The organism is Exiguobacterium sp. 8H, from assembly GCF_902506255.1.
GTDB lineage: Bacteria > Bacillota > Bacilli > Exiguobacteriales > Exiguobacteriaceae > Exiguobacterium > Exiguobacterium profundum.
In genome coordinates, this window is sequence record NZ_LR733429.1 from 1338625 (window position 1) to 1353601 (window position 14977).

Here is a 14977-nt window from a genome sequence, read left to right on the forward strand (position 1 = left end):
TTATCCATGAAAAAGCGGCATCTCTTTAAAAAAAAGTGATACCGCTCAAGTATTATTGATTCTGTATGAACAAAATACTCATGAAAACATTTTGCGAAAAATTGTGTCAAATATGTGTCAACGATTGAAGCTTTGAACCGATGACCCGCTCTCCTGGTAAGACGTCACGGTGCACGACCGCGCCCGCGCCGATGACGGCACCGTCCCCGATGGTTACCCCTGGCAGGATGGTAACGTTCGCACCGATCAATACGCCATCACCGATGATGACGTCCCCGATCCGATACTCGTCTACGAGATACTCATGACAGAGGATCGTCGAATTGAATCCGATGACCGTATTGCGACCAATCGTGATACGTTCCGGGAACATGACGTCCGGTGTGACCATGAGAGCAAGGGCACTATATTCTCCGATATTCATCCCGAGGAACGTCTGGTAAAGCCAACGCTTTGCCTTCACCGACGGAAAGTAACGACCGACCAGAACGACCGTCGTGTTTTTGAAGACACGCAGAAAGCGAATCGTCTGATACATTTGCCAAAGCGGATTCGGTCCCTCGATGTGATATCGTGTCGTCTTACGCATGAATACTGACCTCGTCTAGCCACGCCTCGAAATGTTCCATCGAGTCGATGATGACGTCCGGTTCGAGCGATTCGAGGAATGGACGCCCTTTGAGGGCCCAGCCGACAGCGACCGTCTTCGTTCCGGCATTTTTCCCGCTGAAGATATCCGTGTCGTTGTCTCCGACCATGACGGCGCGTTCTGGTGACGAGTCGAGTGCTTGTAGTGCACGCTCGACCGGTTCAGCGTGAGGTTTTTCGTTCTCGACATCATCCGCTGTCACGACGACGTCAAATAAGTGGTCGATATTGAACAATCGAAGACCGCGCTCGACGACTGGACGACCTTTCGACGTGACGATGCCCATCTTGTATCCTTTCGCATGAAGGCGATATAGCCCCTCGATGACTCCTGGGTACTCTGCGACGAGTTGGTCATGCATGGCGATGTTGAAGCTCCGATAGAAGGCTTGCATCTCTTTCCATTCCGGCTCGTTGAGTTCACGGAACGACTTTTCGAGCGTCGGTCCGATGAATCGATAAATGTCTTCATCCCGATACGTATGTTCCGGGAAATAATAGTCGAAAGTATGGCGGAAACTCGCGATAATGAGTGGGTTCGTATCGAGTAATGTACCGTCTAAATCAAATAAGATCGTATCCATTAATCAAACAATCCTTTCTCTGATGGGTCGTTGTAACGTTTCGCCTTGCGACGAAGAATCATCGTGACGATACCGAAGAGGATCAAGGCGATTGACACCATTTGCGCCGCACGCAAATCTCCTGACATGAGACTGTCCGTACGAAGTCCCTCGATATAGAAGCGACCGATTGAGTACCAGACGAGGTATGACAAGAAGATATACCCACGTCGTGGATTGCCAATCATGCGCCACGCGACGAGAAGGATGACCCCGATGATATTCCATACACTTTCATATAAGAAGGTCGGGATATAATAAGTCCCATCGATGTACATCTGATTGACGATCCAGTCTGGTAACATGAGCGTATCTTGTAAGAAACTACGCGTCGTCTCGCCACCATGTGCCTCTTGGTTCATAAAGTTTCCCCAACGCCCAATGGCTTGTCCAAGAAGAAGCGATGGCGCCAAGATGTCCGTCACTTTCCAGAACGACATCGACTTTCGCATACAATAGACGATGACGACAAGGAGAGCACCGAAGATGGCTCCATGAATGGCAATCCCACCTTGACGAATGTCGATGATTTGTCCGAGGTTCTCTGAATAATAATCCCATTGGAACGTCACGTAATAAATGCGCGCGAAGACGATGCTGATCGGAATCGACCAGATGACGACATCCACGAGTCGTTCCGAATCATAATTGATACGTTTTGCTTCGTATAAGGCGAGGACGAGACCAAGCATCGCCCCGAAGGCGATAATCATGCCGTACCAATAGATTGGCAAAGAGCCAATCTCAAACGCCACACGATCAAATGTCGGTTCTACCATGCTCACAAGTCTCCTTCAGTATCCTGAATCGCGTTCGCGAGACGTTCCGCGAACTCTTCAGCCGTATTGATTCCCATATTTTGCAGACGATAGTTCATCGCTGCGACCTCGATGATGACTGCCAAGTTTCGACCAGGTCGAACGGGGATGGTCAAGAGCGGAACTTCACTGTCGATGATTTTCATCGTGTTGTGGTCGAGTCCGACACGGTCGTATACTTTGCCCGCGTCCCAGTTCTCCAAGTTGACGATGAGACTGATCTTTTTATGCGACCGAACCGCACCCGCACCGAACAACGTCATGACGTCGATGATGCCAATCCCACGAATCTCGAGCAGGTGACGAATGAGCTTCGGTGCTGATCCGACGAGGAGCTGGTCCCCCGTTTGACGAATCTCGACTGAATCATCGGCGACGAGGCGGTGCCCCCGTTTGACGAGTTCAAGTGCCGTCTCAGATTTCCCGACACCACTCTGGCCCTTGATGAGGACACCAACACCGTAAATATCGACGAGCACACCGTGCATCGCCGTCATCGGTGCTAGTTCCATCTCTAGGAAGTTCGTAATTTGTGATTCGATCGATGTTGTCACCGCATTCGTCCGCATGAGAGGAACGTTTGCCGCTTCCGCCTCTTCTTCGATTTCTTTTGGAATATCGAAGCCACGCGTGATTAAAATTCCTGGCGTCTGTTCCGTACACAAGATTTTAGCTCGTTCACGACGCTTCTCTTCCGAGAGGCTCGCATAGAATGTCAACTCCGTCTTCCCAAGCACTTGCAGGCGGTTTTTGGCATAGTGCGTATAATAGCCAGCAAGGACGAGACCCGGTCGACTCAGGTCGGGTGTTGCGACCGGTCGATGAAGTCCTTCCTCTCCCGCAATGACTTGAAGTTTAAAACGCTCAACAACTTGAGCGGTACGTACGATATTTTGCATCAGTATCTGCCCCTTTCACGCTCATTATTGTATCATAGCTCTTTCTAAGACGGGCTAGGGAAGTGATGAAGAACGTGTCAAAAAATTGTTGAAACCATCCTATTACACCGTTCGTATGTAGGGTATAGGCTAACTAGGAGGTGGAATAATGGAAGGTTTATTTGGAATTGTCATCTTATTTGCGCTAGTGATTGGAATTGGGTCCCTCGTTTACATCATCAAATCGTTAATCGATATGTGGAAAGAATATGCTGCGACGAAAAACGAGACGATCTTGCTCTTGTTCATCTTGAACATAATCGGATTCTTCTTGTCCGGAGCGCTCATCTCCATGATTGTCGCCATCATCTTCTATTGGAATCGCTCGAAGTCGATGCGCCTTCTTGGAATCATTCTCTTGATTGCCGGACCGATCCTCTTCATCGTGTTTGCTATCAGCGCCTTCACTCTGTTTGATACACAGATGATGGATTGGCAACAGATGGAGTACGAAATGAATCTATAATCAAAAAATCCCGAAGGCTGAGCCTTCGGGATTTTCTTATTGTTGATGGAACGGATTGTTCAAATCGCCCGGGTCGACAGGATCGACCGGATCAGCCGGTTCCACTTTATCTTCATCGAGGAATGTGGATGGCGTATAGACCGAACCGTGCTCCAAATCGATTGTACCGGTACGCGTCCCCGCCTCGACTTCGATACGAGGGGTTTGACCGCGACCTGATAAGAATTCTAGACGACGCTGTGCGACGTCCTTGCGGTCACGGATGATTTCGAGCTCATCAAGCAAGCAATGCAGACCACCGAAGTTCGTCTCGAGCTCCCCTTCGACCTCGACGCCGTGTGGTAACACGAGTCGAATGTTCCCGGCGAGTGACGCGAGTTCAAACTTCGCAGGACGAGCTGTCGCCAGTTCCGCGCGGATGTTTCCGTTCCCGGTCTTGAGGGAGGCTTTATCGTACTTCCCACCGACGATGACGGCACCGTTTCCGGTCCGAACGTGAACGAGTTCCGCTTCGACACCTTCGACCTCGACCGTCCCATTCCCAGTGTTCAGTAATAGTTCGGATGCATGCACGTCATGGAGCACGACACGCCCGTTTGCGGTTTGCACACGAACGTTCTCGACATCGAGACCATCGGCACGGACTTCACCGTTCAACGTTTGAACAAGAAGATGGTTGAAATGGTGGTGCGGGACGTACAGTTCCACGTGGGCCCGGACGAGTTTATCACGGAGCGAAACGACGAGACGATCACCAATGACAGAGTGCTTAACCGCAGACTGTAACTGTTCGAGCGCCTTATCCGCGTCTTGTTGGCGAAGCGGACGACCCGTGACAATCAGTTCACAATCTTCGGCATCAGACGAAACAATTGTCGCCGACGCGTTGAACAGGTCGAGCGAGATATCGCTACCTGTGAACGGGAACGACTTCGAATAAGTCACTTCCGGACCAAAGTTCGAGCTGAATGAAAAGTCGCTGTCGCGAAGTTTCGTCACGAGCCCTTCCACTGCAGATGTCAGTTTCGTTGTGAGCGATTCAACCGAATAGGCATCGACCTTTTCTGTATCCTGTCGCTCTTCAAGCGCTTGAACCTGTTCCGGTTCAAGTCGCTCGAGACGTTCGAGTTGCGTCATCGCCTCCTCGATCGTCATCTTGCCTTCCTTCACTTGCTGGAGAATCAGTTCACGCATTTCTTGTTTCACGTTCGTTTTCCCCCTTCAATTTGGTTGCACGTCAATTACCTTCCCGTTTCTCACCATTTCTATACTTATTTCTTTTTTCCTGCTTTCGGTTTCACTCGGGCTGCATCTCGTTCGAGAACCGGCTTCAAATACTTACCGGTATACGAGCCTGACACTTCCGCGACTTCTTCTGGTGTCCCCGTTGCGACGATGAGTCCGCCACCATCTCCACCCTCTGGTCCGAGGTCAATCAAATAATCGGCCGACTTGATGACATCGAGGTTATGCTCGATGACAAGCACCGTGTCCCCGTTCTCGACAAGACGTTGCAACACTTTCAACAAGCGCGCGATGTCGTCGACGTGAAGACCGGTCGTCGGTTCGTCCAGAATATAAATCGTTTTCCCGGTCGACCGTTTATGAAGTTCCGAAGCGAGTTTGACACGCTGGGCTTCCCCACCCGAAAGTTCCGTCGCCGGCTGACCGAGTTTCATATAGCCAAGACCGACGTCATAAATCGTTTGAATCTTCCGCTTGATTTTCGGAATCTTGTCAAAGAATTCGAGTCCTTCCTCAATCGTCATATCAAGGACGTCTGCGATCGTCTTCCCTTTGTACTTCACTTCGAGCGTTTCACGATTATAGCGTTTCCCGTGACAGACCTCACACGGAACGTAGACGTCAGGAAGGAAGTGCATCTCGATTTTGATGATCCCATCCCCACGACATGCTTCACAGCGCCCACCTTTAACGTTGAAACTGAAACGTCCCTTCTTGTAGCCGCGCATCTTCGCTTCATTCGTCGAGGCGAAGACGTCACGAATATCATCAAAGACACCCGTATACGTGGCCGGGTTCGAACGAGGGGTCCGTCCGATCGGGGATTGGTCGATATCGATGACCTTATCGATATGCTCAAGTCCTTCAATCTTCTTGTGCTTGCCTGGCTTCGCTTTGGCCCGGTTCATATTGTGCGCGAGCGATTTATAGAGAATCTCATTGATGAGGGTCGATTTACCCGATCCCGAGACCCCTGTTACGGCAACGAACATCCCGAGTGGAATGGAAACGTCGACGTCTTTTAGGTTGTTCTCTTCTGCTTTGACGATCTTTAAGAAACGTTCGTCTGGCATCTTCCGTTCAGCCGGAAGTGGGATGAACTTCTTCCCAGCAAGATATTGACCGGTGAGCGAGTTTTTATTTTTCATCAGTTGTTTCGGCGTCCCGGCCGCAATGACCTGTCCGCCATGTTCTCCTGCGCCTGGTCCGATATCGATCAAGTAGTCGGCTTCCATCATCGTGTCCTCGTCATGCTCGACGACGATGAGCGTGTTGCCGATGTCCCGCATCTGTTTGAGGGTCGAAATCAACCGGTCGTTATCACGTTGATGAAGACCGATGGATGGTTCGTCAAGGACATACAAAACACCCGTGAGACGAGACCCAATTTGTGTCGCGAGACGAATCCGCTGCGCCTCCCCACCCGAGAGTGTTCCAGCGGCACGAGAGAGCGTCAAGTAGTCGAGACCGACGTTATTCAAAAAACTGAGTCGTTCCCGAATCTCTTGGAGGATGAGACGGGCGATGGCGATCTCTTTCTCGCTCAACTGCTCGTTGAGTCCTTCAAAGAACGCGAGTGCGTTCACGACCGATTTCTCCGTCACTTGCCCGACGTGCTGACCCGTGATCTTGACGGCGAGCGACTCTTCTTTCAAGCGATAGCCGTGACATGTCGGACACGCATGTGTCGCCATGTACATTTCCATCTGCTCACGGATATAGTCGGATGTCGTCTCCCGGTAACGGCGCTCGATGTTACGGAGCACCCCTTCAAAGAAAATGGTATTCGTCCGCACTTGACCGAAGTCGTTCTCGTAGCGGAAGAGGAACGATTCCTCCGAAGATCCGTTCAAGACGAGGTCCTGATCACGTTTTGATAGGCGCTCGAACGGCACGTCCATGTCGATGTTGAAATGCTGGCACATCGCAGCCAAAAGTTGTGGATAGTACTGGGAACTTGTCGGTTGCCATGCGGCAATCGCCCCCTCTTTCAACGTCTTCGACGGGTCCGGGATGACGAGTTCTGGGTCGACGTCTAGTTTCGTCCCAAGACCATCACACGTCGGACATGCACCGAATGGCGAGTTGAATGAGAACATCCGAGGTTCGAGTTCGCCGATGGAGAACCCGCAGATCGGACAGGCGTGATGCTCACTGAAGAGAAGCTCGGTGCCATCCATCTTATCGATAATGACACGGCCGTCCGCAAGACGTAATGCCGTCTCGAGTGAGTCGGCGAGGCGCCCTTCGACGTCAGGTCGGACGACGAGGCGGTCGACGACGACTTCAATCGAATGCTTCTTGTTTTTATCGAGCTCAATCTCATCCGTCAATTCAATCGTTTCACCATTGACACGGACACGGACGAATCCCTCTTTCTTTAACGAGTCGAATACTTTCACGTGCGTCCCTTTCCGACCTGACACGATTGGCGCCAAAATCTGGAGTCGTGTCCGCTCCGGCAACTCCATCACCTGGTCGACCATCTGTGAAATCGTTTGACTCGAGATCTCGATGCCGTGGTTCGGACAGACCGGTTTCCCGATTCGTGCAAACAATAGACGAAGGTAATCATAAATCTCGGTCACCGTCCCGACCGTCGAACGCGGGTTACGACTCGTCGTCTTCTGGTCAATCGAGATGGCCGGGCTAAGTCCTTCAATCGTATCGACGTCTGGCTTATCCATCTGTCCAAGGAACTGACGGGCATAGGCGGATAAGCTCTCGACGTAGCGACGCTGTCCTTCCGCATAAATCGTATCGAACGCAAGTGACGATTTCCCGGAGCCGGACAAGCCCGTCAAGACGACGAGCTGGTCACGTGGGATATCGATGTCAATATTTTTTAAATTGTTGACGCGTGCCCCTTTGATGACAATCGCATTTTTCTTTTCAGCCATTTAATTCCCTACCTTCAACTCCAAGATTAAGTCACGCAATTCGGCCGCGCGTTCGAACTGGAGATCGCGTGCCGCTTGCTTCATTTCTTCTTCCAACTTGGCAATCGCCGCCTCGCGTTCGGCCGGCTTCATCGTACTGAGCGATTCGAGTGCTTCCTCTTCCGCCTCGACCGTCGCCCGAATGACCCCTCGGACGTCCTTTCGAATCGTCTGCGGGGTGATGCCATGTTCTTCATTATAAGCCTGTTGAATCGACCGACGACGATCCGTCTCTTCGATGGCACGCGCCATCGAGTCGGTCATCTTGTCCGCGAACAGGATGACATGTCCGTTCGCGTTACGCGCCGCTCGTCCAATCGTCTGGATGAGCGAACGATCTGAACGAAGGAATCCTTCCTTATCGGCATCGAGAATCGTCACGAGACTGACCTCTGGAATATCGAGACCCTCCCGCAACAAGTTGATTCCGACGAGCACGTCATATTTACCGAGACGAAGGTCACGAATGATTTCGATTCGCTCGAGCGTCTTGATTTCGGAGTGCATATAGTTGACCTTGATTCCCGCTTCGCGTAAGTAATCGGATAGGTCCTCTGCCATCTTCTTCGTGAGCGTCGTCACGAGCACGCGCTCGTCGCGCTTGATGCGTTCGCGAATCTGATCCATCAAGTAGTCAATCTGACCTTTGATCGGATGAATCTCGATTGTCGGATCAAGTAACCCGGTCGGACGGATGATCTGCTCAATCATGTTCGGCGTATGTTCGAGTTCGTACGGACCTGGTGTCGCCGAGATGAAAATCGCTTGTGAGACTTTCTTCTCGAACTCATCGAACTTGAGCGGACGGTTATCCTTCGCCGAAGGGAGACGGAAACCATGGTCAACGAGCACTTGTTTCCGTGCCTGATCCCCGTTGTACATCCCGCGTACTTGCGGGAGCGTCACGTGCGACTCATCGGCAACGAGTAAAAAATCTTCCGGGAAGTAATCGATTAACGTGTACGGGGTTGAACCTTCAGGCATCAAGTTCAAGTGTCGCGAATAGTTCTCGATTCCTGAACAATACCCCATCTCACGCATCATTTCCAAATCGTAATGCGTTCGTTGCTCGAGTCGTTGCGCTTCTAAGAGCTTCCCTTCTTCGCGGAACTTCTCAAGTTGTTCCTCAAGTTCCGCTTCGATGTTGACGATTGCCTTTTGCAATTTTTCGTCGCGTGTGACGAAGTGGGATGCCGGGAAGATGGCGACGTGATCACGGTCTGCGATGATTTCACCCGTCAACGGATCCATCTCACGGATGCGGTCGATCTCGTCTCCGAAGAACTCGATGCGCATGCAGTGTTCGTCACGCGATGCTGGAAAGATCTCGACGACGTCCCCGCGGACACGGAAACGTCCACGCTGGAAATCGATATCGTTTCGTTCATATTGAATGTCGATGAGTTTACGTAACATCTCGTCACGTCCCATCTCTTTCCCGACGCGAAGGCTCAAGACGAGGCTCCGATATTCTTCCGGGTTACCGAGACCATAAATACAGGAGACAGATGCGACGATGATGACGTCATCGCGCTCAAAGAGAGCCGACGTCGCTGAGTGACGCAGCTTATCGATTTCATCATTGATTGAAGCATCCTTCTCAATGAACGTATCCGTCGACGGCACGTACGCTTCCGGTTGATAGTAGTCATAGTAACTGACGAAGTACTCGACCGCGTTGTTCGGGAAGAACTCTTTGAACTCCGAGTAGAGCTGACCGGCGAGCGTCTTGTTATGGGCGAGAACGAGTGTCGGCTTCTTTACTTCTTGAATGACGTTCGAGACGGTAAACGTTTTACCCGTACCCGTTGCACCGAGGAGCGTCTGATACCGGTCACCTCGATTTACACCTTCGACAAGCTGTCGAATCGCTTCAGGCTGGTCGCCTCCTGGTTGAAATTCAGATTGTAATGCAAACGGAATCGATTCCATAAGATACTCCTCACCTTCTCATTTCATAAGTGTCTTGATTATACCATAGACACGAACAAATATTCGCTTATTAGCTTGTAGGTTAATTCATTTTATTTCTTTTTTTCATTCAATCCATTGTTCATTTCTTTTTCCTTTACTGTGTCAAAAGAAACATCTTGTTCCATCCAAATCATCACATCAAGATTTCAACAGAATCACTTTTGTGGCATAAAGCATTACACTTTTCAGATTGGACTATGTCCCTAGTAAATTGGAATGCTTGAAATATCCGAAAAAAACATCCACTTCGTGAACGTTTCGCTCTGCTTCTTAACTCTTTTGTGAAGTTTACAGCTGTAAATGTGAACATTTGTAGGAAAAAAGTAGGATTTTTTAAAAACACTGTTTTAAAACGCTTACATTTTGGGCATATAATGAAGTGGTAAGTCAAATTGCATAAGGGAGAAAGGGGAGTATCACATGTCAGCATTTGTCAGTGAAATTATTGGTACGATGCTATTGATTCTGCTCGGTAACGGTGTCGTCGCCGGCGTCGTCCTCCGCCATTCCAAAGCGGAAAACTCTGGCTGGATTGTCATCACAATGGGTTGGGGTCTTGCCGTTATGGTCGGGGTCTACGCAGCCGGAATTTACGGAGGCGCTCACATCAACCCTGCCGTCACGATTGGTCTTGCGACAGCAGGCGAATTCCCATGGGCTGATGTCCCACTTTATATCCTCGCTCAGTTTATTGGAGCCATCATCGGGGCATGTTTGGTTTATGTCCACTACAAGCCGCACTATGATGCGACAGACGATCCTGGTTTAAAACTGGCGACGTTCTCGACAGCTCCAGGTATTCGAAGCACGCCGTACAACTTGATTGGTGAGATTATCGGAACATTCGTCCTTGTCTTTGCATTGTTGTCATTCGGGGCAAACACATTTGCAGACGGACTCAATCCACTCATCGTTGGTTTCTTGATTGTATCGATTGGTCTTTCGCTCGGTGGTACGACGGGATATGCGATCAACCCGGCACGTGACCTTGGGCCACGTATCGCACACGCATTCCTTCCAATTAAAGGAAAAGGGTCCTCAGATTGGGGTTATTCATGGATCCCTGTCGTCGGTCCGATTATCGGTGCGATTATTGCCGCACTCATCTACGGTATTCTCGTCCCTTAACACATAATTTTGAAGGAGGAAATCACATATGGCGAAAGAAAAACGTTATATTTTAGCATTGGACCAAGGAACGACAAGTTCACGGGCAATCATCTTTGATCATGATGGAAAAATTGTCACAGTCGCACAGCGCGAATTCAAACAATACTTCCCAAAACCAGGCTGGGTCGAGCACAACGCCAATGAGATTTGGGGCTCTGTCCTCGCTGTTATGGCGGAAGCGTTCGGTTCTGCTGATATCGACCCGAATGAGATTGCTGGAATCGGGATCACAAACCAACGTGAAACAGCTGTCGTTTGGGAAAAGGAAACAGGACGCCCTGTCTATAACGCCGTTGTCTGGCAATCCCGTCAAACCGCTGACATCTGTGAAGAGCTGAAAGCAGCCGGTCATTCCGATATGGTCCGCGACAAAACAGGTCTCCTCATCGATGCCTACTTCTCAGGAACGAAAGTCAAATGGATTCTTGACAACGTCGAGGGTGCACGTGAAAAAGCTGAGAACGGCGAACTCCTCTTCGGGACAATCGACACGTGGCTCATCTGGAAACTCTCTGGTGGAAAAGCACACGTAACCGATTACTCGAACGCATCGCGTACACTCATGTACAACATCTACGAGCAGAAGTGGGATGACGAGTTACTCGACATCTTGACAGTGCCTAAATCAATGCTTCCTGAAGTCAAACCGTCAAGTGAAGTCTATGCGAACACGATTCCATACCACTTCTTCGGATTCGAAGTCCCGATTGCCGGAGCTGCAGGTGACCAACAGGCCGCCTTGTTCGGACAAACTTGCTTCGAAAAAGGTGAGGCGAAAAACACGTATGGAACAGGTTGTTTCATGCTCATGAACACGGGAGAAGAAGCCGTCAAATCTGATCACGGTCTCTTGACGACAATCGCTTGGGGCTATAACGGGAAAGTAGAATACGCGCTCGAAGGTTCGATCTTCGTCGCCGGTTCGGCGATCCAGTGGCTCCGTGACGGATTGCGGATGTTGAAATCAGCGAAAGACTCGGAACAGTATGCGACACGGATCGAATCAACTGACGGTGTCTACGTCGTTCCGGCCTTCGTCGGTCTCGGTGCCCCGTATTGGAACTCTGACGTCCGTGGTGCCATCTTCGGTCTCACGCGTGGGACAGAGAAAGAACAGTTGGTCCGTGCGACAATCGAGTCACTCGCTTACCAGACACGTGACGTCCTCACGTCGATGGAGAGTGATTCAGGCATCAACTTGAAGACGCTCCGCGTCGATGGTGGGGCCGTCAGCAACAACTTCCTCATGCAGTTCCAATCGGACATTCTCAACGTTCCGGTCGAACGTCCTGAAGTGAGTGAAACGACTGCACTCGGTGCTGCCTACTTGGCAGGTCTCGCCGTTGGATTCTGGAAAGACCAAGCCGAAGTCAAAGACCAGTGGAAGCTCGACAAGAAATTCGATCCGAACATGGACGAGTCTCATCGTGAGGCTCTCTACAAAGGATGGCAACACGCAGTCGAAGCCACAATGGCATTCAAACCTTCAAAACTTGAAGTATAAGACGAAAGGGCATCCTTGCGGGTGTCCTTTTTGTATGCAAAAAAGAGTACCCATGACGGATACTCTTACAGTTTACGTAAGCGGACTCTCGGGCTCGTCGGTTCCCCAACGAACAAAATTCCGAGCTCATGTGGATCGGTCTCATACATCGCTCGTTGAACAAATCGGATATCCCCGTTCAGATTCAATACTTCCAGTTTGATGTACGGCTTATGTTGCTGGAGCGCCTCATAAAAACTATGCCCTCCTGTGATGACCGTCCCGTTGACTTTATAGATCGATTCACCCGGGATGAGCTGCATCGTCTCCCCAGGTGAGTTCGGTAACGTGTCGACGATGACCGCCCCACGGTTTCCATTGATGAAAACGGGTGTCGTTCCCCGATTCTCGCGTTTGATCCATTGTAAGCCGAGCTCATAGAGGACGAATATCGTCAATACTACATAGTCGACATATGGAATCTTAAACGCATATGAGAGGGCGAATAAACCGAGAGCGATCAAAGCGAGTACGGCACGATAATTGCTCAATCGTGCGAGAAGCGTTCCTGGTAAGGCGCCGGTCGACAATAAACTGACCCCGATGGGAATCGGAAGAATGATGGGCACCATCGGCCAGTCGAGACCGAACATCGGTGGCACGAAGACGACGAGCGGGAAAAACCAAATCCGTTTGACGACATGCCCTCCGATAAACTGCCCCCGTTTCGACAAGATCAAGGTCGGGGATGTCTCTTTTGGTCCGTTCCAGCGCAAGAGAATCGCTTCCGCAAGGGTGACGAGGCCGAATGTGAGCGCATAGACCGTCCAATCGACCTGAGCGAGTGCTGCTACCCAATCACGAAGCGCCCCATATGCGACAACATCGCGTAACAAGACGACCCCGAACAACACGAGAAGAGGCAGCACCGGATTAAAGAATCGCGGATGCATCGTCAAGACGACGAGCGTATAGAGAATCGTGAACGAGACGGCCCACTCAAACGTGATGGTCGTCTCGAGTAAAATCGTCACGGCCGATGAGAGGACCGCTAACAGAAGACTCGGCCAGATGAAATGTCTCCATTCCGACTTCGGTGAGCGACGTCTCGAACGGAACATGGCCCGTTCTCGCTTGACCCGTGTCAGCGATATGTATGTAAGGGCGACGAGTGTCACCCAAAACAGCGGACTACCTAACAACGTCAATAAAGCCGTAACACCCATTCGTACAACTTCCACGCGGTCCAACCCTTTCTTTCATACAACGTTATTTTGCGGCTTCTTCAAGCGCACGATTCAATTGGGCGTCATTCGCCTCATCTTGAATCGCTTCGAGCAATTTCGCTTCGAGTGCAGAGGCTGTCTCTTCATCGACAGTTCCAGAAGCCTCGAGACCATTGTCTGTCTGGAATGCTTTCACGGCGTTCGCCATCGTGTCCCCGTAATATCCCGGCTGACCGCCTGGCTCATAGCCGATTCCCGTTAAAATTTTATGCAAGTTCGAGACGGCGTCACCGTAATCTCCGACTTGGAGCGACTCTTCTTCTGTCAGGACACGGGTCACGTTGAAGAAGTCCGGTTGCTCCACTTCAATGTCCGGCTCGATGCCCTTCTTGTTAATCCAATTTCCGTCCGGTGTGAGCCATTTGCTCGTCGTCAATTTCAAGTTACTGCCGTCCTCTAAGTCGAACGCCGTCTGGACGACACCTTTTCCGAACGTCTTCGTCCCGATGATGGTCGCGCCTGCTCCTTCTTTCATCGCACCAGTCAAAATCTCAGATGCCGAGGCAGAACCCTCATCCGTCAAGACAAACAGGTCATACGGTTTCGCTTCACGAGCGCGACCGTTTTGTGCATCACGGTCACCGTCCGCATTCTCGATTTGGACGACCGGTTTTGATGTCGGGACGAACCCTTCCGACATCTCGATGACGGCAGGCAAGAGACCTCCCGGATTTCCACGAACATCGATGATCAAGCTATCGATTTCTTCTGACTCGAGTTGCTCGAGTTGTTCGAGGAATTCATCAGCCGTCGGTTCTGAGAATTGGGTGACTTGGAGATACCCAATCTTTTTACCGTCTTTCTCTTTCACTTCAGAGAAGACCGTCTCGATTGGAATCGTGTCACGTATGATCTCGTAGTCCGCCGTCTGACTGCCACGGCGAATCGTCAATGTGACGGTCGTCCCTTTTTCTCCTCGAATCAATTGGACGGCCTCCTGTACATCCATCCCTTCAATCGACTCCCCGTCGACCGCTGTGATGATGTCACCAGGACGAAGTCCAGCCTCTTCGGCCGGAGCGCCTTTGATCGGAGCGACAATTAAGATGTCCTCTCCTTTCTTCTCCAAAGTCGCGCCGATTCCTTCAAAACTCGATTCAATCGAGTCCGTAAATTGTGACGTTTCTTCCGCATCCAAGAAATCCGAATACGGGTCGTTCAGCGCTGCGGTCATCCCGTCGAGCGCACCGGTCAATAAATCGTCTTCTGAGATGTCCTGTAACGAATGTTCTTCAATCAAATCACGTACTTGGTCGACTTTATCCCAGCCTTCCGCATTCGTTTGAATGGGAAGCGATGTGTCTGTAAACGCCATCGTCGCAAGGCCTGCACCGGCCCCAGCCACGAACGTTGTGCCAGCGAGTAGTCCTGCGGTTGAATTTTTCAC

At 50.8% G+C, this 14977-nt stretch carries 12 protein-coding genes; 3 read left to right on the forward strand and 9 right to left on the reverse strand.

The genetic code is table 11. The annotated features are described in order from the left end of the window. Window positions 1-106 precede the first annotated feature (106 nt). Genes GVY43_RS06805 through hprK form a run of 4 tightly spaced genes read right to left on the reverse strand, consistent with a single transcriptional unit; the run spans window position 107 to window position 2988 of the window. Entirely contained in the window at window positions 107-589 is a 483-nt protein-coding gene (locus GVY43_RS06805; protein ID WP_074036278.1) for a DapH/DapD/GlmU-related protein, read from the reverse strand. Then, the gene (ppaX, locus tag GVY43_RS06810; RefSeq protein ID WP_159562639.1) at window positions 582-1232 is read right to left on the reverse strand and encodes a pyrophosphatase PpaX; all 651 of its coding nucleotides are present in this window, start codon (window positions 1230-1232) and stop codon (window positions 582-584) included. Before ppaX ends, GVY43_RS06805 begins: the two co-directional genes overlap by 8 nt. Beyond that, window positions 1232-2050, reverse strand: a complete 819-nt coding sequence (gene lgt / locus GVY43_RS06815; protein ID WP_074036274.1) for a prolipoprotein diacylglyceryl transferase — start codon at window positions 2048-2050, stop codon at window positions 1232-1234. The genes ppaX and lgt overlap by 1 nt, the downstream gene beginning before the upstream one ends. 2 nt (window positions 2051-2052) lie before the next feature. Further along, window positions 2053-2988, reverse strand: a complete 936-nt coding sequence (hprK, locus tag GVY43_RS06820; RefSeq protein WP_012726929.1) for an HPr(Ser) kinase/phosphatase — start codon at window positions 2986-2988, stop codon at window positions 2053-2055. A gap of 148 nt (window positions 2989-3136) precedes the next feature. Between hprK and GVY43_RS06825 the strand changes: the two genes are divergently transcribed. Continuing rightward, window positions 3137-3493, forward strand: coding sequence for a hypothetical protein (locus GVY43_RS06825; RefSeq protein ID WP_159562640.1), 357 nt, complete (start codon window positions 3137-3139; stop codon window positions 3491-3493). A 36-nt stretch (window positions 3494-3529) separates the two neighbouring features. On the opposite strand, the gene GVY43_RS06830 is transcribed toward GVY43_RS06825, so the two are convergent. From GVY43_RS06830 to uvrB, 3 genes are all read right to left on the reverse strand, one after another. Beyond that, window positions 3530-4699 carry a DUF4097 family beta strand repeat-containing protein gene (locus GVY43_RS06830; protein ID WP_012726931.1) on the reverse strand — a complete coding sequence of 390 codons (1170 nt, stop codon included), beginning with the start codon at window positions 4697-4699 and terminating at the stop codon, window positions 3530-3532. 65 nt (window positions 4700-4764) lie between these two features. Next, window positions 4765-7638 carry an excinuclease ABC subunit UvrA gene (gene uvrA / locus GVY43_RS06835; RefSeq protein WP_047795081.1) on the reverse strand — a complete coding sequence of 958 codons (2874 nt, stop codon included), beginning with the start codon at window positions 7636-7638 and terminating at the stop codon, window positions 4765-4767. Next, window positions 7639-9609 carry an excinuclease ABC subunit UvrB gene (gene uvrB / locus GVY43_RS06840; protein WP_047795080.1) on the reverse strand — a complete coding sequence of 657 codons (1971 nt, stop codon included), beginning with the start codon at window positions 9607-9609 and terminating at the stop codon, window positions 7639-7641. Window positions 9610-10071: 462 nt separating this feature from the next. On the opposite strand from uvrB, the gene GVY43_RS06845 reads away from it, so the two are divergent. Together GVY43_RS06845 and glpK are read left to right on the forward strand one after the other, a co-directional pair. Next, window positions 10072-10779: an MIP/aquaporin family protein gene (locus tag GVY43_RS06845; RefSeq protein ID WP_047795079.1), complete on the forward strand. Its 708-nt coding sequence runs from the start codon at window positions 10072-10074 to the stop codon at window positions 10777-10779. A 28-nt stretch (window positions 10780-10807) separates the two neighbouring features. After that, a complete protein-coding gene (glpK, locus tag GVY43_RS06850; RefSeq protein WP_159562641.1) occupies window positions 10808-12325 on the forward strand; it encodes a glycerol kinase GlpK in 1518 nt (505 codons plus the stop codon). A gap of 65 nt (window positions 12326-12390) precedes the next feature. On the opposite strand, the gene GVY43_RS06855 is transcribed toward glpK, so the two are convergent. After that, window positions 12391-13545: a PDZ domain-containing protein gene (locus GVY43_RS06855; RefSeq protein ID WP_236548934.1), complete on the reverse strand. Its 1155-nt coding sequence runs from the start codon at window positions 13543-13545 to the stop codon at window positions 12391-12393. 28 nt (window positions 13546-13573) lie between these two features. Beyond that, window positions 13574-14977 (reverse strand): S41 family peptidase, encoded by a 1404-nt coding sequence (locus tag GVY43_RS06860; RefSeq protein WP_047795076.1) that lies wholly within the window; start codon window positions 14975-14977, stop codon window positions 13574-13576.